Origin of the sequence: Leclercia sp. M50 (assembly GCF_037150775.1) — a bacterium.
Taxonomy (GTDB): Bacteria; Pseudomonadota; Gammaproteobacteria; order Enterobacterales; family Enterobacteriaceae; genus Enterobacter.
In genome coordinates, this window is sequence record NZ_JBBCPK010000051.1 from 1 (window position 1) to 24,504 (window position 24,504).

The 24,504-nt window shown below is 34.0% G+C and carries 35 protein-coding genes; 28 read left to right on the top strand and 7 right to left on the bottom strand.

The window, feature by feature from the left end; genetic code table 11:
* Positions 1–127 precede the first annotated feature (127 nt).
* Complete coding sequence (locus WFM46_RS13555) at positions 128–382, top strand: hypothetical protein (RefSeq protein ID WP_032625020.1); 255 nt, start codon at positions 128–130, stop codon at positions 380–382.
* Between the two features lie 52 nt (positions 383–434).
* Here WFM46_RS13555 and WFM46_RS13560 read toward each other — a convergent pair whose 3' ends face one another.
* Both WFM46_RS13560 and WFM46_RS13565 read right to left on the bottom strand, forming a co-directional pair.
* Positions 435–746, bottom strand: coding sequence for a hypothetical protein (locus WFM46_RS13560; protein ID WP_045892630.1), 312 nt, complete (start codon positions 744–746; stop codon positions 435–437).
* Between the two features lie 105 nt (positions 747–851).
* A complete protein-coding gene (locus WFM46_RS13565) occupies positions 852–1,163 on the bottom strand; it encodes a hypothetical protein (RefSeq protein ID WP_048980676.1) in 312 nt (103 codons plus the stop codon).
* A gap of 445 nt (positions 1,164–1,608) precedes the next feature.
* On the opposite strand from WFM46_RS13565, the gene WFM46_RS13570 reads away from it, so the two are divergent.
* The 10 genes from WFM46_RS13570 (at position 1,609) to WFM46_RS13615 (ending at position 6,228) form a co-directional block, all read left to right on the top strand.
* Positions 1,609–2,175 (top strand): ankyrin repeat domain-containing protein, encoded by a 567-nt coding sequence (locus WFM46_RS13570; RefSeq protein WP_336997814.1) that lies wholly within the window; start codon positions 1,609–1,611, stop codon positions 2,173–2,175.
* Positions 2,176–2,203: 28 nt separating this feature from the next.
* Complete coding sequence (locus WFM46_RS13575; protein WP_336997815.1) at positions 2,204–2,590, top strand: hypothetical protein; 387 nt, start codon at positions 2,204–2,206, stop codon at positions 2,588–2,590.
* A gap of 342 nt (positions 2,591–2,932) precedes the next feature.
* Entirely contained in the window at positions 2,933–3,598 is a 666-nt protein-coding gene (locus tag WFM46_RS13580; RefSeq protein ID WP_336997816.1) for a hypothetical protein, read from the top strand.
* 113 nt (positions 3,599–3,711) lie between these two features.
* Positions 3,712–4,098 carry a hypothetical protein gene (locus WFM46_RS13585; protein ID WP_032650634.1) on the top strand — a complete coding sequence of 129 codons (387 nt, stop codon included), beginning with the start codon at positions 3,712–3,714 and terminating at the stop codon, positions 4,096–4,098.
* 21 nt (positions 4,099–4,119) lie between these two features.
* On the top strand, positions 4,120–4,413 hold the full coding sequence (locus WFM46_RS13590) for a hypothetical protein (protein WP_032650636.1): 294 nt from the start codon (positions 4,120–4,122) through the stop codon (positions 4,411–4,413).
* 16 nt (positions 4,414–4,429) lie between these two features.
* Entirely contained in the window at positions 4,430–4,558 is a 129-nt protein-coding gene (locus WFM46_RS13595; protein WP_258550756.1) for a hypothetical protein, read from the top strand.
* Positions 4,512–4,889: a hypothetical protein gene (locus WFM46_RS13600; protein WP_336997817.1), complete on the top strand. Its 378-nt coding sequence runs from the start codon at positions 4,512–4,514 to the stop codon at positions 4,887–4,889. Before WFM46_RS13595 ends, WFM46_RS13600 begins: the two co-directional genes overlap by 47 nt.
* Before the next feature lie 2 nt (positions 4,890–4,891).
* Positions 4,892–5,449: a type 4 pilus major pilin gene (locus tag WFM46_RS13605; RefSeq protein WP_050595073.1), complete on the top strand. Its 558-nt coding sequence runs from the start codon at positions 4,892–4,894 to the stop codon at positions 5,447–5,449.
* Between the two features lie 15 nt (positions 5,450–5,464).
* A complete protein-coding gene (locus WFM46_RS13610; RefSeq protein ID WP_045892643.1) occupies positions 5,465–6,010 on the top strand; it encodes a type 4 pilus major pilin in 546 nt (181 codons plus the stop codon).
* Between the two features lie 11 nt (positions 6,011–6,021).
* On the top strand, positions 6,022–6,228 hold the full coding sequence (locus WFM46_RS13615; RefSeq protein ID WP_058655666.1) for a hypothetical protein: 207 nt from the start codon (positions 6,022–6,024) through the stop codon (positions 6,226–6,228).
* A 261-nt stretch (positions 6,229–6,489) separates the two neighbouring features.
* Here WFM46_RS13615 and WFM46_RS13620 read toward each other — a convergent pair whose 3' ends face one another.
* From WFM46_RS13620 to WFM46_RS13635, 4 genes are all read right to left on the bottom strand, one after another.
* Positions 6,490–6,924 carry an H-NS family nucleoid-associated regulatory protein gene (locus WFM46_RS13620; protein ID WP_032625041.1) on the bottom strand — a complete coding sequence of 145 codons (435 nt, stop codon included), beginning with the start codon at positions 6,922–6,924 and terminating at the stop codon, positions 6,490–6,492.
* Positions 6,925–6,990: 66 nt separating this feature from the next.
* The gene (locus WFM46_RS13625) at positions 6,991–7,464 is read right to left on the bottom strand and encodes a hypothetical protein (RefSeq protein ID WP_032625042.1); all 474 of its coding nucleotides are present in this window, start codon (positions 7,462–7,464) and stop codon (positions 6,991–6,993) included.
* Entirely contained in the window at positions 7,451–7,954 is a 504-nt protein-coding gene (locus WFM46_RS13630) for a hypothetical protein (protein ID WP_336997818.1), read from the bottom strand. The genes WFM46_RS13625 and WFM46_RS13630 overlap by 14 nt, the downstream gene beginning before the upstream one ends.
* 12 nt (positions 7,955–7,966) lie before the next feature.
* Complete coding sequence (locus WFM46_RS13635) at positions 7,967–8,518, bottom strand: hypothetical protein (RefSeq protein WP_336997819.1); 552 nt, start codon at positions 8,516–8,518, stop codon at positions 7,967–7,969.
* Positions 8,519–8,693: 175 nt separating this feature from the next.
* On the opposite strand from WFM46_RS13635, the gene WFM46_RS13640 reads away from it, so the two are divergent.
* From WFM46_RS13640 to WFM46_RS13650, 3 genes are all read left to right on the top strand, one after another.
* A complete protein-coding gene (locus tag WFM46_RS13640; RefSeq protein WP_045892648.1) occupies positions 8,694–10,910 on the top strand; it encodes a DotA/TraY family protein in 2,217 nt (738 codons plus the stop codon).
* Positions 10,911–11,032: 122 nt separating this feature from the next.
* Positions 11,033–11,632, top strand: a complete 600-nt coding sequence (locus tag WFM46_RS13645; protein WP_050849805.1) for a hypothetical protein — start codon at positions 11,033–11,035, stop codon at positions 11,630–11,632.
* A 101-nt stretch (positions 11,633–11,733) separates the two neighbouring features.
* On the top strand, positions 11,734–11,982 hold the full coding sequence (locus WFM46_RS13650) for a hypothetical protein (protein ID WP_050849804.1): 249 nt from the start codon (positions 11,734–11,736) through the stop codon (positions 11,980–11,982).
* Positions 11,983–12,059: 77 nt separating this feature from the next.
* Here the strand turns inward: WFM46_RS13650 and WFM46_RS13655 are convergent, their stop codons facing one another.
* A complete protein-coding gene (locus WFM46_RS13655; protein ID WP_169515968.1) occupies positions 12,060–13,163 on the bottom strand; it encodes an LPD7 domain-containing protein in 1,104 nt (367 codons plus the stop codon).
* Positions 13,164–13,289: 126 nt separating this feature from the next.
* Here WFM46_RS13655 and WFM46_RS13660 point away from each other — a divergent pair, with 126 nt between their 5' ends.
* The 14 genes from WFM46_RS13660 (at position 13,290) to WFM46_RS13725 (ending at position 24,475) form a co-directional block, all read left to right on the top strand.
* On the top strand, positions 13,290–13,943 hold the full coding sequence (locus WFM46_RS13660; RefSeq protein ID WP_045892653.1) for a ParA family protein: 654 nt from the start codon (positions 13,290–13,292) through the stop codon (positions 13,941–13,943).
* 58 nt (positions 13,944–14,001) lie between these two features.
* Positions 14,002–14,373, top strand: coding sequence for a hypothetical protein (locus tag WFM46_RS13665; protein WP_032625058.1), 372 nt, complete (start codon positions 14,002–14,004; stop codon positions 14,371–14,373).
* A gap of 124 nt (positions 14,374–14,497) precedes the next feature.
* Entirely contained in the window at positions 14,498–16,426 is a 1,929-nt protein-coding gene (locus tag WFM46_RS13670; RefSeq protein ID WP_103244809.1) for a hypothetical protein, read from the top strand.
* A gap of 54 nt (positions 16,427–16,480) precedes the next feature.
* Complete coding sequence (locus WFM46_RS13675; protein ID WP_032650671.1) at positions 16,481–17,062, top strand: hypothetical protein; 582 nt, start codon at positions 16,481–16,483, stop codon at positions 17,060–17,062.
* Positions 17,063–17,175: 113 nt separating this feature from the next.
* Positions 17,176–19,347, top strand: a complete 2,172-nt coding sequence (locus WFM46_RS13680; RefSeq protein WP_080394384.1) for a DUF927 domain-containing protein — start codon at positions 17,176–17,178, stop codon at positions 19,345–19,347.
* 241 nt (positions 19,348–19,588) lie between these two features.
* The gene (locus tag WFM46_RS13685) at positions 19,589–20,086 is read left to right on the top strand and encodes an ankyrin repeat domain-containing protein (protein WP_032625068.1); all 498 of its coding nucleotides are present in this window, start codon (positions 19,589–19,591) and stop codon (positions 20,084–20,086) included.
* A 127-nt stretch (positions 20,087–20,213) separates the two neighbouring features.
* A complete protein-coding gene (locus WFM46_RS13690) occupies positions 20,214–20,606 on the top strand; it encodes an ankyrin repeat domain-containing protein (RefSeq protein ID WP_032650678.1) in 393 nt (130 codons plus the stop codon).
* Position 20,607: 1 nt separating this feature from the next.
* Entirely contained in the window at positions 20,608–21,045 is a 438-nt protein-coding gene (locus WFM46_RS13695) for a hypothetical protein (protein ID WP_045892664.1), read from the top strand.
* 334 nt (positions 21,046–21,379) lie between these two features.
* The gene (locus WFM46_RS13700) at positions 21,380–22,297 is read left to right on the top strand and encodes a DNA adenine methylase (protein ID WP_049240114.1); all 918 of its coding nucleotides are present in this window, start codon (positions 21,380–21,382) and stop codon (positions 22,295–22,297) included.
* 70 nt (positions 22,298–22,367) lie between these two features.
* Positions 22,368–22,823 carry a hypothetical protein gene (locus WFM46_RS13705; RefSeq protein ID WP_058655671.1) on the top strand — a complete coding sequence of 152 codons (456 nt, stop codon included), beginning with the start codon at positions 22,368–22,370 and terminating at the stop codon, positions 22,821–22,823.
* A gap of 21 nt (positions 22,824–22,844) precedes the next feature.
* Positions 22,845–23,138: a hypothetical protein gene (locus WFM46_RS13710; RefSeq protein ID WP_058655672.1), complete on the top strand. Its 294-nt coding sequence runs from the start codon at positions 22,845–22,847 to the stop codon at positions 23,136–23,138.
* A 10-nt stretch (positions 23,139–23,148) separates the two neighbouring features.
* Positions 23,149–23,529: a hypothetical protein gene (locus WFM46_RS13715; protein WP_045892671.1), complete on the top strand. Its 381-nt coding sequence runs from the start codon at positions 23,149–23,151 to the stop codon at positions 23,527–23,529.
* 91 nt (positions 23,530–23,620) lie between these two features.
* Positions 23,621–24,052 (top strand): hypothetical protein, encoded by a 432-nt coding sequence (locus tag WFM46_RS13720; protein ID WP_032625088.1) that lies wholly within the window; start codon positions 23,621–23,623, stop codon positions 24,050–24,052.
* A gap of 171 nt (positions 24,053–24,223) precedes the next feature.
* Positions 24,224–24,475 carry a hypothetical protein gene (locus WFM46_RS13725; protein WP_032650694.1) on the top strand — a complete coding sequence of 84 codons (252 nt, stop codon included), beginning with the start codon at positions 24,224–24,226 and terminating at the stop codon, positions 24,473–24,475.
* Positions 24,476–24,504: the final 29 nt, after the last annotated feature.

Genomic DNA, 24,504 nt, shown 5'->3' on the forward strand with positions numbered 1-24,504 from the left:
ACCTTTCACATAACTATGATTTAACCTAATATATACTAATATATATTAATATATACTTGATAGTGACAACGTAACCACGTATCCTGTTCTGACTAACTTGACCTGACTAACAAAACTGGAAACTACTATGAAACTGATCACTCTACTGAACAAGCATTTTGATACTGATTTAAAGGAGTATGAGGACGAGAACGGCGTTAACCACCCCGCTATATGGGTTTATGAGAAAGGTGAAGACTGTGAGCCTGTCGTGGTGCTTAAAGCTACTGAACAGCCGGAGATCTGGAAGGTAGGAAACGTATACTCAGCTCTTACTCACAATGCGCTGTTATCAGAGACTGAACTCAAAGCGTTGGTGAAAGCTGGCAAGGTAATGAAGTGAGTGAACAACCAGAGAGAAGAGAACACTAAACCCGTCCTCTTCTCTTTCAGTCTTACATACGCTTTCTGGTGGTAGCTTCATTGTTGGTTGTTGTGGCCTGTATGATGGCTGATAACTGTTCCTTTTGAACTGTAGCGATAAGCTCGTTTGCCAGCTTATGATTGACGTTCCTACACCCCTGTAGTGTGAACGTGTCTTTAAGAATTGCCTTTCTAATATGTTTCATTCTACTGTTGAGAAAGATAACAGCATTTTCAAACCCTTCTTTTTTATTTATTTCGTCAAGCACTATTATTGCTTCACCCGCCGAAAGCTGATTAGCTCTATCTTTTAATTGCTCAAATAATGTTTTTGTTTTTTTCATATAATCACCTTTATTTATTTACCAGTTCAATTAATAGCATATTTAAAATAAAAATCAAAAATAAATATACCAAAACAATAAAAGCCCCCGAAGGGGCTGTAAGGGTTAGTGTTTCATTGTTATTTGATGACCATCTTTTTTTAGAAGCTCTAACAATGCTGGAATAACCTCTGAAATATTTTCTTTTTTGACTCTCTTGTAAATTGTGTTATTTTTTTTGATTAAAAAGTGAGTTTCATTATCATGTATCAAATAGAATGTTGGATTCCCATTTCTGCTGTAATAAGTTCTTCCTATTTCAGTATAATCATAATCTTCATTCTGGCACAAAATAAATCCGCTATCTAAATCAAACTCAACCATATTCATAGTATTTATCATTGAGTTGTAAACTGTATTTAAAGTGTTTGTATTCATAACATATCTCCTTTTGTTTTTCTGTTATATATAATTAATAACACTTTTAAAATAATAGTCAAATAAATATATACTTTTATTTTAACTATCAGATAAGCGGTGTAAGTAAAACACTCTATATTTAAATGATTATTAATTTAACTGGAAGGATAATAGAAAAGAAAAAAGCCCCGGTGAGAGGGCTTTAGTCATATACACACACATAGAAAGGTGAAGCATCATAAACATAAAAACTTTTATATAAAGGACAAGATTGCTTGTCTCTTATATATTAATTAGCACTTATTATATATAAGTCAACTTTAATTGAGAAAATATTTCAAAAAAGTAGTATAGGTTATCCGTCCGTCCTGTTTTATTAAAATACATTCCTTTTATTATTTACAATTGGGTTAGATATGTTATCTATTTAATATACACAATAGAAAAGGAAAAGGTGATTAACATGAGTGTTATTTTAAACAAAGTAAAAGCATTTACAAACACAAAAGAAAACAGAATTGAAAAACTTTTATTCAGCAATGATATTGATTTAGTGAAAAGAGTATTGATAACTCATCCTGATATTAACTTAAACTTTATAAACGATGAAGGTAAAACAGCTTTGTTTGGTGCTGACTACCTTAAAGCAGAAGCTTTAATAAATGCTGGCATCAATATAAATGCTAAAGATAAAGACGGCAATACAGCGTTGTTCTTCTCTGATTATATGACTTCAAATCTTCTTTTAAACAAAGGGGCTAATGTCAATCATAGAAACAATGTTGGTATGACAGCGATTTTCAGAGCAGACAGATCAAAAGCAAGTTTGCTTATAAAGGCTGGAGCAAGAGTTAACTTCAAATCCCACGTAGACAACACTACAGCTCTTCAAATGGCTTACATAAGACGTGATGAGGCTGTTATGACCGTTCTAATCGAAGCCGGGGCAGACATACACCACAATTGGAGAGGCTACTCAGCTCACGCTAAAGCATTCATGACAACTATTAACGAAAGACAAGCAGCATAAGGGGGAAACCCCTTATCAGGAGATTAATATGAAAAATAAAGTTGTTAAAACAAAAAAAGATGATGATTCCTATAATGAACTACTTGAAGTGCTTATAATGTTAATACTGGCATTGGTTTTGGTATATTTTATTGAAAGCACCGAAAACAAAATGAGCACCGAAGAAATTAGTTTATATAACCTACAAACTGATGTTATGAATATCATGCTTTATGATACACCAATACCAATAATAAAATCATTAACAGAAGATCAAAAATCAAAGCTAATTATTATAAACAGGAATATAGATAACTGTATGGAAAGAAAGCAACAATTAGGTGTCTCAGGATTATCAGAATGCTATAACAAAAATGAACTCTTATTTAATGAACTGAGGGTTGGTTATTCGGATAGATTGATTTTTAATAATTAAGTTATCAGACAGGCGGGATAGGTAGACACAAAAAAAACATGGAGCCTAAACCCCATGTTTTAATCGTTGTTATATACCCGGACGACCAATCTACAATATATAACTTATCAAATTGAACATCTTATAAGATGAGGAACCCTATGAAACCCATGCTTACTTATATTTTATAACGCTTTAATTTGTTATTGTCAAATTTAAGAAGAACCTTCCGGGCTTTTATTTTTAAATAGATATGGTTTAACTAATCCGCTCGTCTGACATTTAAAATAAAAGTATATATTTATTTGACTAACATTTTAAATATAGTATTAATTGATTATACACAAATAAAGGAGAATTATTATGAGTAAGAACAAAAAAAACATTAAAAACAAAGGCATTAAGAAAGATTTAAGCATTAACGTTCAACAAAAAAAAATGGAGTCAGAGGTTGGGGAAGAAACAGAAGTAGGATGTAAAACAGTTATAGCTTTTCTTCTGTTTTTACTTATTTTTTTAATACCTCTTTTTATTGAAACTTTATCAGAGAGAAGATATGACAATCAAATAACTTATGATGTTGTTAATGAAAATAACTATGAAAATATATTAAAGAATAATAGATACTTCCTTGATTTAGATTTTGATGATGAACAATATGCTTCAGCCATAAAAAAATCCAACATTGATTTTATTAGTCTTTCTTTAGAAAGCAAAAGAATACAACTGAATGATGAAGAATGTTTATATACAGATGAAATATGTAAAAACAAAATCAAATCTGATAAGTTAGGTTTAATTACGAAAATACAGAAATGGTCTGACGATAGAGTTAATCTTGGTGTTGTTTGGTTAAGTAAAAACAAAGCAAAAGAAGAGGAATTAGAAAGAAACACCCCAGTAATTATAAAGGCACTCACATTTTCGCCTTCAAAATATAACCGCGTGAGAACGGCAGTAGGTAATAATCGTATAATGGTTAGCCCAATTGATTTCTGGATCAATATATTTAAAAAAATAATACCTTAAAAAATGGTTTAACTAATCCGCTCATCTGATATTTAAAATAAAAGTATACATTTATTTGACTAACATTTTAAATATAGTATTAATTGATTATACACAAATAAAGGAGAATTATTATGATAAAAAAAACAAAAACATACTTAAAGGAAGTTCAAGAAAAATACATTGAAAACGATTTATTTCGTGTGATATTGGGATTGTTTATAAGTTCAGTTTCCTTTTCAACACTTTTATTGCTTCCTGAAAAACTCATAGAGGAAATTAGCATGACTGATATGGGGGTGAATATTTTTTTTATTATATTTACAGGCATGGTAATAACAATGTCAGGATTAATACCGATAATAATGGGTGTTATCCATAAATTATTAAAGACAGATGGTAAAAAATTTATAGCAGGTGTGATTATGATGGGTATGGCATTTTTTATTCCTCCGGCTTCTATCTATGGACTAATACCAATGCTTGGCGCACTTATAACAATGAGTATTTTATTTGGGTAATATGTATCTGAGGGGGTATAAATGAAAAAAGACATAATAAGAGATTTAAAAAGATTAGGTTTACATAACGGAAGTGAGTTTATATCAAGCGCATTTTTAATAAAGGATAACAGATTAGAAGCGATAATAGCATTAATAGACAGACTTGAAGCACGAAAGATTATACCAGCCCATATTAAGCATGGTTTCAATCAGATTAGAGCATCATATCAAAGAACTGGCTACATCAATCAAGCTCTTGCTGTTATACCGTTTAAGGCTTATGTGAACGAGCCAGCAGAGCATTTTAAAGCAGATATATATTGGAGTATTTAACAAAAGAGAGGTGAGTATGGGAACAGAAACAAGAGAAAAAGAAATAGAAACATGGTCAGATTTTATTGATGAGTTTCTTAAAGAAGGTGGTGTTATTTATGAAAATCAAAACAGACAAAAAAGAGAGGTGGCATATGATAGATAAAATAAAAAGAATATTAAAAGAGTATTCAGATGATGATAGTAAAAGAGGTAAATTATTAAAAGATTTCTCTATGTTCGTTATTAGGTTTGGGGTTTTTGTTATGCTGTATTGCTCGACAACCATTCTCTTAAAAAATGAGTTGGGCATAAACAAAGAAGTCGCTGATAAAATGTTTATATACTATTCATATGGAGTTGGTTTTTATATGGCAGGAGCTTTATTACCTTGGATGTTTCGTCAAAAATACAACATTATGAATATTTTTGAAAAGGATAAGAATATCAAATCAAAAGAAGAAAATGAAATTGAACGAAACGACAAAGGAGAATGATTATGATAAATAGTTTTATATTATTAAAAGACAGGAAAAGTAAAAAAGGGTTTTCACTATTAGAATTGCTTTTAACGTTAGGTGTTATAGCTGGAATAATAATAGCCGCTTTTATAGTTTTTCCAAAAGTTCAGGCTTCACAAAAGATAGATAAAGAGAGCAGAAACATAACAGCTATTCAAGCGGGAGTGAAATCACTCTACGGCGGCAGAGCTAAGATCTCATCATTGAATACTGATAGCTTCATTGCGTCTAAGAACGCCCCTGACAACATGATCTTGGACGGTAAGTTAGTGAATGAGTGGAAAGGCAATGTAAGCGTTGAATACAGCGGCAATCACGGTAAATACAACATTATGTATGATGCCGTTCCCCCTGATGCTTGCGCAAAACTCATTACAGCGGTTTCAGGTAATTTTGTGAGTATCACTGTATACAACGACAACGGGAGCACTGATGTTAAGAACTTAGAAGAAGGGTATGGAATAGACATAACCAAAGCTACAGCCGCTTGCGCATCACAAGAAAGCTCAACTGTTATGTTTACATCCATCATTTAAAAAGGAAGGTTATTTATGACACACATATTAAGTAAGAAAAGAAAGAAAGGATTTTCATTGTTAGAGTTGTTGTTGGTTTTTGGTGTTATAGCAGCAATCATAGTAGCGGTTTTTATGGTTTACCCTAAAGTTAGCTCAGGTCAAAAAATTGACAGTGATATAAAAATATTAGGCACATTAAATGCTGGTATTAAAAATCTGTATGCTGGACAAGCCGACTTCACAGGTTTATCAGTTGACGCAGTTATCAAGTCTAAGATAGTTCCAGAAGACATAGTTGATGATGGTTTAATCTGGGATAGTTGGGGCGCGAACGTCTTAATAGAACCCTACTACGATGGAAGCTTTTATATTGGGTTTGAGAACGTATCTGTAGATGCTTGCCCTAAGTTCGTTTCACAAGCCGGAGCAAGTTATTTTAAAATAGTTGTTGGATCTACAGAAGTTAAAAATATAGAAAATGGTTTAGAGCTAAATATGGCTACTACAACATCGGCTTGCGCTAATGGTGAAGATGGATATTCAGACAAACCAATTACAGTTTACTTTTACGATAAATAAGAGGTGGGATTATGAGAAATAAAGTTTTAGAAGCGTGGTTTTATATAGTTGTAGCAATGATATTTACGGGATATTCATTTTACCTGTTTTTCGAAACAACAGACATATCAAGATATGGTGTAATAGGTATTGTTTTTAATCTGATTTCGTTAAAGCTGTTATATGAGTCTTACAAAATAAACAAAGAGATAAAAAGAGAGGTGGTTAATGAAGGATAATTTTTTAGTTAGGATATTTGCTTTTCTCGTAATAGCATTTATATTTTGGAATGATACAAGCTTTACCGCCAACTTGATTTACTCTGTAATAATGGCTACGTTAGTTATTGACAATATTCTTATGATGAAAGTAGCAAATAGAGGTCAGATCTATAAAGGGATGAGTATAAAATTGCTAAAAGAAAGTTTTTTTAAGAAAAGTTAATCCAAATAAAAGCCCCTGAATAGGGGCTTGGTTTTCTCTGGTATTGACCGTTGTTATTAGTCTTTTTTGATCAGGAAATCGTCTTTTTTAGCCCCGCCTTTGATGGCTTCTTCAATAGGTTTTGGTGGACGACCACGACCAGACCATAAGACCTCTTCACCATCTGCGTTTGTATAAGCATACTTAGGCTCTACAGAACCACGTTTAACGCCCTTAGCGCCCTTACCCGGTGCAGGAAGCTCTTGGCCTAACAGGAACGCTCTCACGCTGTCTAAGCTCACTTCAAAGCCTTCTGACTGGAGTAGTTCAGTAGTAGCTTTAAGCTTGTCTTCAACCAGTAGCTGCTTTTGCTTCTCTTCTTCAATGCGCTTGTTGATCTCTTCCTTTACAGCTTCAACCTTTTCAGCGAACACTAAGAACTCTTCATCACCAATTTCATTAGCGATTTTACGCAGAGAACGGATGTTTGATAAGTGAGAAAGATCGCTCATGTTAAACCCCTTAACCATACAGTAAAGGGGTAATCTAACATACAGCATTTTAAATAACAAAATGTTTTATAAAGCAATCATGATAGGTTTCTCAAGGCGAGGTTTTATTTTATAGCAACCGCATACATACAATAATATTTGATTTAAGAATGAATAGTTTTTCATATAACCATTATGAAACTCTTTAGCTAAAATTTCAATCTCTTTAGTTAGCTCTTCCTGATTGTATTTTGTGTTATCTATATAAGCCCTTAACTTATCTCTGACAACATAATCAAATAAATCCTCAATATCTTCATCTTTATCACTGTAAGCGAAAATATGACCCTCCACACCCTCTTTCATGAATGTTGAGGCGATAGCTCCATGTTTTAAATTCATTATGTAATCAAATCTACCACTGTAGTTATTGTCTAAATATTTTTTAGCTCTGTTTGTTATGATTAACTTATTGTTGTTGTATTTCTCATCCAGCATATCAAAAGCTATGAACGCCAAAAGATCCAGTAGTAGTTTTTTATTGGTATCACATGATTTCATATTGTTTCTCCTTTTTTGTAATCATCAATGTTTTGTTTTTGCTATCCAGCAAATCCATTCCATATTTAACAAGACCGATAACAGCTATCGTATAGTATGAGTTTGTATTTGCTTTTATTCGTTGTATAAAGTTTTCGTAAGCCCAAATTGTTGTTCTCGTAAGGTCTGTGCTTATATCGCTACGCTCACAAGTGATAGATATATGGTTTGTGTCGCTATCAATGTAATCTCTCAACTGATAAGACACATTGCCTGTTTTCTCTCTCTTGAGAACAAGATGTTTTTTATTCTTTATCACATCATTAAGAGCGTAATCAGCTAAAGAACAAACAGCATATGAAATGCTCCCCATACTTATATCCTTTATCTTTCGTAATAAACTACGCTCAACACGTATAGCTATCTTTTCATCTTGCTTGTTTATTTTTGTATCATTAATCACTTTTATATGATTTTTACTCTCTATTTCTAACCAGTTCGTTTCACTCATTGTTTTCTCCATTTAGTTAAAGAACCAATAAGCGACAACAGACATTATCACAATAAAAATGATGATTTGCTTCATTGTGTTATTTTTCTCTGTTATGAATACTGGTTTAGCCTTTTCTTCTTCTATTATCTTTGCTTCATGTTCATCTTCATACTCTTCTATTTTTAGCCTTTTTACTCTATGCTTTTTTAATAGGTTGAGTATTCTTTCATTCACAATAAGATCATTGTTTTCATTTAAATATATTTCTTTGCTTTCCTCTCCTTTTTTGAATGGTATCAGTCTATACCATTTAGGTATGCTCTTATTCGGATGTTCCATATTGTGTTTAACACTAAACTTTATTTTTAAATCTTCATGTTTAATGATGTTCACACAATTAACATTACTTTCTATTAATGTGTTTAATAGCGATCTACTAATCAAATAACATCCGGGATCGCAATACACTATCTCTTCTCTTGTTATTATATCAATTACTGCTATTTCTTCTGACTCAAACTTATCTATCGAACATTCACCCGCCACAAAAGGATGAATTACGTATTCTTTTGTATTACCCATTTTTTTTAACACCTCCTTTCTATATATAATTAAATATAATTTAAATTTAATATTGTCAAGCAAACCGCTACCTATTGACAATCTTTTAAAATATATTATTTATTAAATAATGACGTTTAATAAAAATAATAAAAACATCAGGAAAACTTTTATATAAATTACATGGAGATATTTTATGATTAAAAAAATATTGCTTATAATGGCAATGCTATTGTATGCGACAAATGCGAGTGCTGATACTTTATCAATGGATTGGTTAACTCCCTTATCAACAGACTGGTTTATGAATAACTTTGTAGACAAATACCTTAATCCAGAGGCTATTGGTGTTTTCTCTGGAATAATGGCATTGTTTCTTCATTTTCTTTTAGTATTGGGTGGAGTATTAGCGGCTTATGTTTTGATTAGTGGAACAATGGCAACAGCACATGATGGAGAAATGTTAGGAAAAAAATGGTCTTCTATGTGGCTTCCCATCAGAACAGCTTTAGGAACGGCTATGCTTCTTCCTATGCCAACTGGTTTTTGTGCGATTCACATGGTGATTTACTCATTTATAAAAGCTGGGGTTGGTTTAGCAGGAACAATGATACCTCTCGCTATTGCCTGTATAACTATATTCTTTGATTATTCAAGTGTAAGTTCTAATCTTGAGATAAGAAAACTTGCTAAAGATACGCTTTTGGGTGCTGCGTGCGTTCAAATATATAATGAAGAAACAGCAAGAGAATTAGCTCAATCATCTAAATATTTTAGAGGTAATATTCAATATTTTAGTGTTCAGAACTTTGAAGCAAAAAGCGATGGAAAAAGAGTAATCGGCTATAACTTTGGTGGTTTAAAAGATGACTGGAATACAGGTGATAAATCTCAAATGTGCGGTTTTCTTAGATTAGATGTATCAAACTCTGGTGAACAACAAAATGCTCTTGCGTCTGGATCTGGATATAAACCATTAGTTGATGTTTCGTCAATTCAAAATGCGGTTCAACAAGCTCAGGCTAAGGCACTCAACAAAATGGTTTTAGATGCTATCGCTTACTCAGATACTTTAGTTAAAGCTGATCCAGCAAATCCAAAACCTATTAATGATAAAATTGAAGAAATGACGGCAGCTTATAAAAAATCAATGAATGACGCAGGTAAATTAGCAATGGCTCAAGCAATTAAAGTTGATTCAATTGCTGATATAACAGAAAAAGGGTGGGCTTTCTTCGGCGCTTATTACATGAAAATCGTTCAGTCTATAAATGGAACTAACGCAGCTATGAATAGTATTCCAGCTTCCTCCGGTCAGGCTGCTGAACGTTTAAATTATTTAGCTGATAGATTTGGCCCTCGTTTTGAGAAAGTTAAAAATATTGTTAATCGCTCTGATAAACTTAATGCTGACACTACTAATATCGCGGGTGAAGATAGTTCATTATTTACAAGTCTATTAAGAGGAGCAAATTCAAACGGTGGTTGGTTTATGGGTGATGGTAAAGTAGATCAGTTGCTATCCATTACACAACAAGTAAATGTTGGTAATCACGTTCTTAACGGCGTAGCGGCAATGGGTATAAGCGCAAGCTCTGTTGCATTGTTAGCATTGATACCAAAACTATCTGATGTGTTGATAGCTGCAGGAACAGTGATCGGGCCTTTCTTCTCGTTCTTGATGATCGTAGGCTTGATAAACGGCATCATGCTTGCTTACGTCATCCCCATGATACCGTATATCATCTGGATGGGGATTGTGTTGTCATACATGGCTACGTGTATAGAAGCCTATGTTGCCTCACCCATGTGGGTATTAGCTCACTTAGCGCCTGACGCTGATGATGTTGTCGGTAAACAAGGACAGGGCTACATGCTTACACTGGTGTTAACACTTAAACCAGCTTTGGCTATCTTCGGTTTCGTTGCTTCATTCGTAATGATGTGTGCGGGTGCAGCTCTTATAAACGCAACGTTCTTGATAGCTACAAGTTTTGTTGACTCAGGTTGGTTGGGTATTACTTACTCAATAGCAATGATTGCTGTTTATATGTGTTTAAACTTAAACAATACGATGAACGCTACAAGAGTTATGTCTACTCTTCCCGACACTGTTTTAGAATGGATAGGCGCAAGAGGAACTTCATTAAGCGGTAAAGTAATGGGCGGTTCAGAAGAAGCTCTTAGTAATGCGAAAAGCAATACTACTAATACTGTTGAAAGAGCAGGGCAAGCTACAGCAAGTTCTATGTCAAACATGGCAAGAAACCGTGAGAAGAAAAGAGATATTGAACCTAAAGGCGGTAATGAAGGTAATATTGGCAAGGGTAATAATCAAGAGCCAACTAACAACACGACAGCAGATAAAGGAAATCATGGTCAATCTATAACAGATTTAAACCCAAAGGAATAAGTAATCCTTTTATCTGAAACTAACTAAAAGGTAGCGAGTTGCTACCTTTTTTTTATCAATTCTATTGACGTGTTTATTTTATGTGTTAATTAATTTATATACATACAAAGAAGGAGATATTTATGAAAGATAAAGAATTTGAAGATAAGGTAAAAAACACTGCTAAAAATATTTTAAAGTCATACACTACCGTTAATCCAAAAAAGATTGCGAATAATTTATATGACTCGGCATCTAATACGGTTAAAGTTCCTATAGAAACAGCTCGTTCCAATATAGAGCTTTTTAATAGGTTTAAAGGGAATAATGATAAGAAACTATCCTATGAAGAGTTGTATAGTCTAAAGAACGCTGATGAAAATTTAAGACAAAAAAATTATACAAACTTCTCTATAGCTTCTTTAGTGATGTTTGTTTTTATGCTTGGCGTAGCTATAATGGGTGGTTATAAAATCTATACCGGAATTGATACAGCAGCAAAGGTTTTATCATTTATGTCATTTGGATCGGGCGTATTCTTATCATTTGCTGTTTATTTTAGATGTGTAGTAAGAGCTTATTGCTTAAAATACGCAACAGTTGATAACAAGCTTAATGCTTTAAAAGGTATTGATAACATTTTACCCAATCCATTCTATGATGTTAGAGCTATAACAAACAGTGAAGATAAACCAATAGTTGCTTTCCTTGAAACAAAAGAAGAGCAAGAAAGAAATAAATAAAAGGTGGCTACCACCTTTTAAAAAATACTTAAAAAATAATTTGAATTCCATAAAACTGTACGATATTATTTAATCAACAAACAACGAGAGAGGATTTTAAAATGATGACATTACTTAGCACTTTCAACTACATCCCAGCTTTTATTGTTGGTTTAGTAATGATTTTTTTATCTGTTAAAGTAGTTCTTTTACCAATCGCTGATTTAATCACTAAAATCAGAGACAAAACAACTGATGTTGCTATTTACCCTCTTAGTGTTTTTATGGGGGTTCCGGCTATCGCAGTCTTTTTTGTAGCTGTATCTTTTACAGTAAGTATGTTTGCTTACATGGTTGGATTGGTTCACTAAGAAAATTTTACTCTCTTGTTGTTGACCCGCTACGGCGGGTTTTTTGTTGCCAAAAGAAAGGGGGCTTTCGCCCCTTTTTACATTTTTAAACTTCTACTACGTTTAACCTGATACTCAGGCATAAGTTCTTCCTTTTTAATCTCTTCTTTTTTTGGTTCGCCAAACTTCATGTAGCGATCTAAATCATATGCTTTGTGTATCATCTGAAATTCTTCTTCTTGTTTAAGAGAAGTGGCTTCAACCCTGATACCATTTTTTATAGCACTTATATAAGCCTGTTCCATAAATACAGGATTACCCTTAGTTAAAACAATACTATTCCATCCTTTTTGTTTAGCCACATCAATCAAATCAACAGCAATATCATTAGCTTTACGTCTACCACGAATAGCTATAGCGTCTTCTGTTTCTTTAATTAAAAGACCATCCCCGAAATAGTGAGTTCTTGAAGTAAGTTTCCCTTCTTCTATGTTATCCCTTGAATGAAGATAGTTATCACCAAAAAGATTTTTTAATTCATCGTTAGTTAAATATCGGCTTCTGCCGTTGGTTTTAACATTCAATTCAGTTTCAGGCATGAGATTTTTTTCGAAGTCTTTCACATATTGAGGTCTGTTATCCTTCTTGATCTCCCCCTCTTCTTCTTCACGGATGTTAGAACGAACAGACTTGATGCGGTCTTTAAGACTCTTAGCCTTAACAGGATGTTTAGCCTCTTCATTCTTCATTTGAGTAAACTTGTCCAGATCAGTGAAGTCTTGAGCTGGTATGCTATCAGCAGCGGAGACAACAGCAGCCGGAACGGTTGGTTTGGCCTCTTCTGGTTTCTTAGGTTCTATCAGGGAAGCGGTAGGAGCTGGCTCTTCAAGGTTAAGCGTCTTCTGTAGCTTAACGTAAGTGAGTTCCAGTTCTGAAAGCTGGTTCTTAATCATCTTCCTTTGCTCGTCACTCATACCGAACTTGTCACCAATGTTGAGCACGTCTTTGAAGCTATCTATACGGCTTTTTACTTCCATCATGTCATGCTCAAGGTTAACTTCTGGTTCAGGTTCTGGCTTCTTAACCGGAGCTGCAGCTGGGGCTACGTTGTCGGCCACAATCTCATAATCAGGGAAATCAGGCATTGGAGCATCCATTGAAAAAGCCTGTTCAAAATCATTTAAATCGTTATCTTTACTCATGTTTTTACCTCGCGTTTTTTATGTTGAAATGTAGTATATACTAATATATATTAATATATATTGATGGTTAGTCAATCGGCTAACTACATTTAAGTCACTGTAAAACAGGACAAAAGGAGTAGGTGTATGCTTGCTATCTCGATTTACAATAAAAAAGGTGGTGTTGGGAAAAGTCTCTTCAGCATCGTTATCTCCTCTTGGTTTGGACACAACGGCAAAAAGACAACTCTGTTAGACCTCGATCCACAGGGCGGGAGTTTGCTCTTTGCGAGCATCGCAGAACAGGCCGGAACAAAACTAACGTTTAACGTAGCTCGTAAGCCAACCTCTAAAGATGTTGATGTGTTCGTATTTGACCACAGCCCCGGCATTCATAGCGGTGGTGATGGTCAGCTTGCCCCGTTCGTAATCATTCCAACTATCCTTGATGCCAGCTCATACAGTGCTACGCTCAAGAGCGTTCAGGAACTACGTGAACAGGGTAAGACAGACAATGATTTTATCGTTGTTCCTAATCGTGTTGAGATCCAGAACAAAGAACAGCTCGACCTGTTAATCAAGCTACAGGAAGAACACAGGGCAGCAGGCCATGACTACGATTTGCCATACATCAAAAAGCGTGTTGCCTATCCTCGTTCATACAACAACGGCGTCACCATCTTTGAAGACAAGACAGGCTTACCGCTGGTATCTGATGCCCGTAAAGAGTTTGAGTTGTTGATGGAAGCTGTAGGCCAGAAAATCAAAGCCGGTGTTGAGGCTCGACGCAATAAAAGTTAATATATATTAATATATATTAATATATATCGTTTCTCGTGAAATCTGATGGAGTTTCAGCATGACAGACCACAAAAAAGAAAAATCTAAAAAACCTGCCGGATGGCTCGATGATATGGAGACTTTTGAAAAATTGTCTCTGGAAACGGCCTTTTCCGATCCCAATGCTGGCACATACTGGGCGCATCGAGAAGAAGACTTAGGAGAACTCCAGCCGTTCACTACGTCATACGTTCGTTGCGACTTTAAAGTAGTAGCGGAAGATGAACCCCGCTTAATTGGTTTCCGTGTTCCTAAAGCTCTGGAAGAGAAGTTTAAGCTTCTTTCCCATGATGCTTTATCAAATACTATTCTTGCTCTTGCTGATTTAAAAGCAGATGAGTTAATCAGAGAAAATAAATCTATTCATTTTACTAAGAAAAAGAAATCCTGATAAAAGGCGTAATTAAACAGGATGAACGGACTACCGTTATATTTTCAAATGTAGGATTGTAGGGTAGATTAATATAGTAAGAACAAAAAAAATCTACATTCAAAAAATACATAGGAGATACATTATGAGTGGAGCAAAAATATTAGCAGTATTAGATAAAGACGGAATGCGTGATGCTCAGGGCATTAATGGCGGTAAAACAAGTCCATTAGAGCCAACCATCAACGGCGCTACGTATAAAGATAGTGAACTTGATATAGTTATTAAAGCTGAAAACGGTTTAGAGCTTCTTAAAAAAATTGAAGCTACAATTGACCGTGGGATAATGTCAAAACAGTATTTGAATACCATTCAAAGACCTCTTTCAGAACTAAGCACTAATAAAGATCCAAAAGCTCTTTTTGGTGATATTGGAGGCAGGGGGAATGAGTGGGAACAGCTATTTATTGATTTATCAGGTTTTAGAGCAGAAGATCAGGTTTTAGCACATGACATAATCACTGACAGTATGGCTAACCCTAATTTTATTTATGTAAAAGATCAGGGGCCGGGAAAATCAAAGCAATATATGCCTGTTATTGGTAAAAACAGTGTTTTTGCTTGGGGTGTTCATAGCGACCAAAAAACTAAAACTCACTCTCATATATTTAGGCATACGCATACCATTACTGATAAAAACTATGAATACAACCCAAATACTGGTGAAGTAATCATAAATCAGTTAAATCCTGACGCAAGAAGAATAACAGCAAGTCTTTCATTAAAAGATAACTTTGTAAGAACGCAGGTTCTTAAAAATATCAATGACAATCTTAAAGCCGCTGGTTTACCTCTTTTAGATAACATTTACTTATCTAAAGGTAAAATGCTTTCTCCAGAAGAAATCAAAGCACAAGAGGTTATTGATACAAATAATAAAGAATATCTTGATGATTTATACACTACAGCAAGAGAAAAAGCTAAAGAAGAGTCTATTAAAAATCAAGAGCAAATTCCAAAAGAACTTATTGAAGATGCTGTTGTTCAAAATGAAATAAATGAAATAGATGCTCTTATCAAGCAAAAACAAAAACTTGCTGCTGAATACGCCGCTAAAGCTATTAAAGAAAACAATGAGATACAAGGCTTTGAAAAGGCTCGTGAAGCTGTTATAGCTCTTCATCAAGAAAAACGTGTTAATCAGGAACTTACTACAGAGCTGACCAACACTAAGCAATCACTTGAAGAAGAAGCGAAGCTTAGAAGCCAGTTTGAAGAAAAGGCCAAAAAGACAAGTGAAGAGTTAGCAGAAAAAACAGAAGCGTTTAATGCTCTTTCTGATGAGTATAAAGCTCTTGGTGAGCAGTATGATGAGTTAGAACAAACTCATACAGCTACCATTGAAAAACATAGAGAAGTCGTTGAAAGCCTCAATCAACAACTACTTCAACAAGATCTTGAACACACAAATGAAATTGAGTTGTTGGAAACCACTCATGAAAACGCTATTAAAAAGCTTAATATTGAGCATGAAAACGAGATTGAAACGCTTAAAACTCAACAGGCTTCTATTGTTAGCGGATTAAATAGCGAGATTACCAATCTTAAAGATGCTGTTGTAAGTATCACAGAAGAAAGGGATGGTTTCAAATTCGATAAAGAACAGCTTGAGATTGAATTAGCAAAAGCTAAACAAGCTATTATTGATATAGAACGTAAGCACAAAGAAGAGCTTGAAAAACGTGATGAAGAGAAAGCTTCATTTGAACAAACCATAAAAGATTTGAAAGAAGAGAAGATTGAAGCTGATGAAGCTATTAAACTTCTTACTGAAAGCAATAAAGATCTTATTAAAAAGGTTGACGAACATATCAACTCTTATAATAGCCTTAAAATTGAAAATGATAAGCTAAAAGCTGATTATGATAAAGAGAAGGAAGAAAACTCTACATTAAAATCAGAAAATGAACAGCTTAAAATTGATAAGCAAGCTTTAGAAGAAGCAATAAGAAAAGATATAGAAAAAAAGAATAGAGCTGATAACAGCAATAAAAATAAACCAACTAAAAAATAAAACATTGAGGGGGTTAACGCCCCCTGTTTTTCTTACCTCAAGGAGATTACGCATATGGGATTATCAAAGTCAGTTAGTGATTTATTAAGGCAAAAGCAGAGTTTAGATAATGAGCCTGATGAAGTTCAGGAAGAAGTTGAAATATCAGGAGAGGAAAAAGCTTTATCATTAGAAAGTGATTTGGTTCTCTTGGGTATTGTCTGGAACGCTATTAGACCTCATGAAACTTTTGAAAAGTTAAAAACGCGCTACCATCTTAATGAAAACTTAGTTGTAGAAAAAGGGAATAACAGTTTTTGGATTTACGGCAAAGAAGATTTAATATCAGAAAGCATTGTTTCTTTTGTTGATTATTTTGCTAAAGATATAAGAGATTTTAAATTTATCAGGCCAGAATCATCATATGATAGTTTTATTTATTATTTCTTTAAAGAAGCTATTATGTGTAGGTTAAATGTTTTAGTTTCAAACTCTTTCCATGAAAGAGATTTACAACAAGTAATAATCAAGGATGTTATTAGAGAACTTAAAGACGACGCAAGAAAGATGGATAACATAAATAAAAAATATCATCTTCAAATGATCGACAACTGGATAAGTCAAATACTCGTTAAAAACACACACTTATCTATGTGATATACAATTTGACGTGTTAAGTATTGAATTTTCTAGAAAAAATGGTATAACAGTAAAAGAGTGTGATAACACACCAAAAATACATACATAAAAATATTATAATAGGTGAGATTATGAATAGAGAAAATACAGAAATGGAAGCTGAAAAGCTTCTTGATAATATGGATTTGTCATTAGATGATGAAGAACAACAATCTGATGAAGATACAACTTTAACGCATCCTGAAATTGATGCTTTCGATAATGCTAAATTATACGACGAGCGTATTACTGATGAAGCTTTCTATGCTTCAAATAACTACGCTATTCATCCTAAAGGCTTCTTTAAAAGGATTTACCCAAAAGATGGTAATCCTTACTGGAAGCAAATTCACAACTATTTTGCTATTCCATACTTAAAGCTTTCCACTGCTAAACAAGGTTCAGGCGTAAAAACCTTAGAAGCTAATACTGGTTATACAGGTGTTCGATTTCTCAATAACGATTTAGAAGTAAATGAAGTTGCTCTTTCTTCATCGGATCGAGCAGAGTTTACCAGCTCTAAATCACGTCTTACCTTGAACGATTGGACGCCTCCTGCGGGTTCTGATCGTTCAGAAGTGTATAAAGCTTTCATGGAGGCCGCACAAGCTGGCTATGAGCCTCATGTAAGGCCAAATGGTAAAGTCTATCCTGCTTTCATCAAGCGCATGACAGGCTACACACAAAGAGGCTGGGTGACTCCTGACCTTCATATCCGCTCTAAGCATGATCTGTATGTCGGCAAGGTTGCTACTCAGAGTGAAAAGAAAGGTGATCCTGAAATCCAGAAGGAAACTACAAGAGAGATAATTAAACACTCTCCGGCAGTTCGTATTTTCTTAGCTGGCACATATGCGTCATACACAAAAGGCCGTATTTGTATTTCAGATGAGTTTTGCCCGATTGTTAACTACACGGGTGAAGGTGAAAAGGGTAAATCTACAACTCTTAAAATATGTGCGGCTACAGAAGGTTCTCCAGCTAAAGGCCGTATGATTATTGAAGCTATAAGTTCAGAAGTTGGCGTTGAAAACTTTGCTACTGCTTATAATCATGGCCCTGTTTTTCTTGATGAGATTGACGAGCTACTTAGAACAAATGACTTACCACAAAGGATAATGCGCCTTACTAACGGCGGTGGTAGAGTTATTTTCGATAAAGATAACACTTTTAAACAACCTAACGTTTGGAACGGTATGTTCTTTACGACTTCCAACCAATCACTAAGACAAAGTGTTAAAGGTGATGGCAAAGAGTCGGCTATTTTAACTCGTCTTATTGAAATAGATATTCATGATCCTGACCTTCATATCTTCTTCCCTGACAAGAATGATGGAGGTAAAGTTTCTCAGTGGATGTCTAAGCTTTCAGAGAACTATGGTCATATATATGATGAAATTATCGCATATATAACAAAAAACGCTGATGAACTTGAGCAAAAACTTGCTGATTTTGAATCTGAGTTATTAACTACAGAAGAGTTAAGATATTTCAAAAAGAACCGTCGTTCAGCGCATACTTTAGCTCTTATCATGCTTGGTGCTGAAATTATGGAAAGTGTTTTAGGCAAAGAAAGTGCTATGTTAACTCATGAAGCAATAAATATTTATAAAAATAAATATGCTCAGGATATTAACGAACAAATTGATTATGCTGATTATAAATACATTTCTCATCTTGAGCGTCTTTATGAGTGGATTAATGCTAACAAAGGCATGATTTCTTGGAGTAAGTTTGCTTATGCTGAACAATCTGATGATATAAACGAAAGTATCAGTAGGACGCAGAAAAAAGCGGCTCAGACGCTTACTAACAATGCGACTCACAGAGGTTCGGTTTTAGCGGAAGTTAAGATCAATAGAGTCATGGAACACTCTGATGATTTTGAAGGAACAATAGTTTTCAATGCTATGGGTATCAAACACCTCAAACAACATGCTCAACTTGATTTTAACGAGCTTTGCCAATCTCTTGAAAAATTAGGAATGGTTGAGCCTGACGCAAGATTTACACCGAACAAAGTTAAGGATTTGGGCTTATCAAGTTCAAGAACTACGCGCCTTACGTTGAAGCCTATTGATGAGCTACGTTCTGACATGATCACTACAAAGAATTCTATTCTTGTGAACGATAGTGAGAAAACAGAAGGACAAACCGAAATTCTTAATCAAAACAATGCTGATAGTGAGTTTAACATAAACAAAATACTTGAAGCTTCCGCTCAATACGAAGAAGATTATTCCGCTTACTTTGATAGAACATAAAAAAAAGGGGTTGCGAAAGCAGCCCCTTAAACTTTATTAAATAGTCGTTTTCCAAAATAGAAAACACATTATGAATAGAACTTCAATATACACTCTATTCATGGAATAATCAATTTTATTTTACTCGATATTTTTCAAATATATGCGCTAAATATTTTATATTAAGCGTGTAAAATTTGATTTTATTAAAAAAATAGTATATATATTTATTATAAATAATTTAAACTATAAGAGGTGGTTTATGCTTGATTTAGATATTAAAAGAGAGTTGCTGTTTGCTGAAACAGCCGAAGATGTAGATATATTGGTAAAGGCCGGAGCTGATGTAAACGGCCTTATGGGTAGTGTATTCCCTTTAGCTTTAGCTGAAAACTTAGAAGTAGCAAAGGCATTAGTAGCTCACGGCGCTGATGTTAACTTTACCAATAAGAAAGGTGAAACAGCTATCTTCTATAACAAAAACATCGCTGTTATCAAATTTTTGATTTCACAAGGCGCAAATATTAACCATTTAAACAACGATGGTGAAACAGCATTGTTTAAAACATCCGACATTGAAATGATTAAAGCACTTATCAAGTTAGGTTGTAGTCCATTCCTCAAAAACAAGAATGGAGATCGCCACGACACTAAAATCAAGCCTGCGGATAAAGAAGAATACCAAAGCTTTATGAATAAGCTTAAAGAAATGATCAGGAACGCACTTGAACAAAAAAAGCAGATGCTACAAGTAGCGTAAAGAAATAACCGGACTACCTCTTTAGTTTAACCCGCTTCTGGCGGGTTTTTTCTTTTCTGGCATTGACATATTTTGTTTTTATTTTAATTTATAATTATCACCCAATTGAAAAGAAAAAGGAAAAATCATGAAAACATTAACAGATATATTAAAAACCAAAAACACAATTGAAATTGAAAAATTCATTAATGAAAACCACGTTCTTGAAGAAGATTTTTATATTGATGAAGTAGCCAATATTTTTCATGTTGTTCTACTTACAAAACAATATAAAAGCTATGAAGTAGCAAGAATGCTTACCAAATACTTTGACATTAACAAGCAGGATAAAGCTGGTAAAACAGTTCTGTTCTATGCCGTTCTCATGGGGAATACTGAGGCTGTTAAGTTCTTTATCTCCGCAGGAGGCGATGTATCAATAAAAGACAATCAAGGCAGAAAAGCGGCAGACCAGATAACACTACTTGATCTTCAAAATGCTTCTTCAATGTCAAGAGTATTACTATCAGCAGAGAAATAACATGGATGAGTTTTCTTTAGATACGTTAAAATCATATATAGACAGAAATCAAACTTCACTATTTTATGATTACCTCACTAAGCACCAATTAGACACTAATATGAATATTTTATCTTGGTGTCTTTTGTCTGTTTTTTCAAAGTCAGAAAATGAAAACCACCAATACTATAATTTGTTCTGCTTAGTAGTGGGATTGTTCAAAGATGTTAATACCCCAATCAATGGAAGACTACCATTAGAAATAGCTTACTCAATTAATAACATTAAGTTTTATATCCATCTTCTTTTGAATGGAGCAGATCCCCAAAAGAAAAATAGCAAATACAAATCCACGTATGAAATAATAATCAAAGATGAGAATGAAAAGTTTCTTTCCTATATAATGCGGTATGAGCAAAGTCTGATTAATGAAATACAGAAAAGAAAAGGCACTCATTGAGAGTGCCTTTTTCTAAAAGTGATACTTATATGATGTCAAAACTTACAATAAATAGAAATTGGGTATTAATATTTACGTATTAATTAAGTAATCAATTACCTTCCTTCCGTCAATAGCAGTTGAAAAATATTTTTCATTTTCTTCAAAAAAAGTGTTGATCGTCATAAGCGTTCTGTAGACAATTACCAAATCAAAGCAGTCATATGCTTTACGCATCATGTAGGTTCAGGCTTTAAGCCTCCATCTTTCGATAGATGATGATGCACCAACCGCCGGAATGGTTCCGGCCTGTTCCATGAACTCATGGAGCTGATCTATCTATAGAGGTTGGTTTATGACTGTATCTATCCAAAACACCCCATCTTCAAGCCTAAAGCCACTAAAGCCCCTTTACCGTTGGGCTGGCGGCAAATCTAAGCTACTCAAAAGCTACAATCCACATTTACCAGATTTGAACAGCGTAAGCGCATACGTAGAGCCGTTCTTTGGAGCTGGCGCTCTCTTTGCGTCTGTTAAGTCTACATACAACCAGATCCCCACAATCATCAACGACATTAACCCTGAACTGGTAAGTCTACTCAATACCATCAAACACGATTTTGAAGCGTTCTGTATCGAGCTGCAGGAGCTGGAAGCGGCATATCTGTCTATACGCTCTCATGAAGTCAGGAACTACCGTTTCTATCAACGTAGAGAACAGTATTGGAAAGAACAGATTGGTAGTGTCCGGGCATCGGCTTTGCTGTTCTTTTTGATGAGCACCGGCTTTAACGGGATATGGCAGGTAAACAAGAAGACAGGCCGCTACGGAACAGGCGCAGGGTTGCTTAACCATAAGGGCAGTCTCTTTGATTACTCACTCCTGAATGAGTGGCATAACGCTTTACAGGCAACGTCTATCCATTGCGGTTCGTATGCTGATCTCGATGTTCCTGTAGGGGCTTTTGTCTACTGTGATCCGCCTTACAGGGATAGCTACGCCGATTATGGCCATGCGTTCACTGATGAAGACCATAAACAGCTTATTGAATGGTGTCGCCAGCTTCAGGAGCGGGGCTGTGTCGTGTGGTTAGCTAACAGAGAAGCCAATGATAGCTTCTTTGAAGAAAACGCCTCAGATGCTTCTGTATTGCGTTTTGACATTACCTACACCGCAGGAAGAAAAAAGAAAACGGGAAACGGACATGAAGCAGTAAAGGCGAAAGATTTACTGATTATTTGGAATAATAAAAACATGGGTAAAGCCGCTTAATAAAAAAATATTTGATTTATGTTTTTATCATAGTGTTAACTTTAATAAATAAACAAAAGAGGAAGAAAAAATGAGTTATACAGCATTGAATGTAGTAAGTATTCAGATTAAGAAAAAAAATCATGAAAAACTCAAAGCTTGGGTTAGTGATATAAATAACTTAATAGAGCTTGCAAAAAAGCATGATGTTAATGTCGTTATAAAAGATCATCTTGAAAATGACGAACATTTTATGCAGGTAAAAAGATATAGAAAAGAATGGTTCGATATTTTCTTTGAAACTCATCAGTATGTCACTTTAAATGAACAATATGATATCGTTGAAGACATTGCTGAAACGTTTTGTAGTTATGTATCATTGAACTCAATTAATTCTTGGTGTTGTGAACATCACGAATCTTTAAGCACTTTCGTTGATGATGATGTGGTGGTGTATTATGAAGATGAAACAGAACGAGATGATGGGAAATGGCCTCGTCATTTAGGAATGTATTTTTGGAACTGGGTAAATCTCGATGAAATTTAAAATAGATATGAGGAAATAAAAATGAGAAAGAAGTTTAGACCAATAGATTTTCATACAAGCAATATGGGAAATAACTATATAACTTTAGAATGTATGATGTCAGCACCATTTCATGAACATTCACCAGAGCTTTTCGCTAAATGTTTAGCAGAAGTCCCAAAAATAAACAGGCTACTTATTGATAGACGTAAGTGTGAGAATAAGGAACATTACGAAAAGGTCTTGATGGTTGCTGATATGTGTTTATCAATGATGATGATTGAGCGCCGTCTTGGTATCGTTAATGAAGATAATAGTTATTTTAATCAAAAATAAGAGGTGATATATGGAATACATGAACGTAGTGAGAAGTGATTTCGAAGAGTTCGCAAAAGAGAACGTAGAAGGTTATGAACATAGTAAAACATTAATGATGCCTGAATATGTATCAAACACGGATTATCCACAGATAGAACGTGTTCCTTTCTTTTCATTTGAGGGTAATAAGTTGCTGTTTACCTATAATCAACTGGAAGAAAACAGAATAAATAAAGCTGTATTAAAGTATGCTGTTAACCTGTGCTTTAATAGTGATATGAGTAATAAATATGGAGATATTGAGGCTTTAAGTAATACGTATTCCGCTGTTTATTACTGTTTACTCGATAACATGTATAAGACATTAAAGAAAAAAGACATTGAGAGTGTTTTATATTGGCTTGATTAAATAAGGGGCTTACATAGCCCTGTATTTAAGAAAATGAAATGTATTTTCAAGGTGGTATCTATTAAACATAACATAAAAAAGGATAAGTAATATGAAAGACAACAAAGAACTAAAAATAGCAACTATAACAACTAATATGTTAGCAAAATACATTTATGAAGGAATAATTAAACTTGATGATGAGAGTTTAGCAAAGTATGAAGATTTAGCTGAGTTTCAATCTCATAAAGTTGATATAGATGTTTATGATGTTTTAGAGGATATAGAAGCATATCTAAATGACGTTATAGATTTATTAGAAACAGATGTTTTTTGTGAAAATATCCTAACTAACTTTAATGGAAAAAATCATGAATATGAAGCAATCCATTTTGATACAGAAGAAGAGTTAAAAGAATTTCTTTTAGAAGAAGATCTATTTATCATTAATAACTCTTTAATCATTAACTCTGTTTCTGATGATTTAGATGCTTGCACACAAGTTTTAGAAATGCTTGAAGCTAATAAAATCCATAACGATTAATCGTGAGTATTTAGAGAGTGAAATGACTTGCTTGATTTTATTAATTAAAGGGCTTACATAGCCCTTTAATCCAGATAATGAAGCATATTTAAAATAAAAGTATTTATTTATTTGACTAATATTTTAAAAGAGGTATCTATTTAATATAACATAAAACAAAAGGAAAACATTATGAATGAGAACAGTATAATTGAAGAACTCTTTGGGATTGTAGAAAACAATAAAAGACATAGCCATGATGATTTAATCAGTGTGATTGATGAAAAGATTAAAACCATAGCTGAAATAACTTTAGAAGCAAAATCCAAAGATAAAGAGATTGAAAAACTTAAAGAGAGAATAGAGATCCTATCATTTTTGTTAGTTAAACGTGATTTGAAAATCAGTGCTCTTGAAGATGAAATAGAAGAGTTAAAAATATAATAAAACAACCATTGGGGAGCAATCCCCTT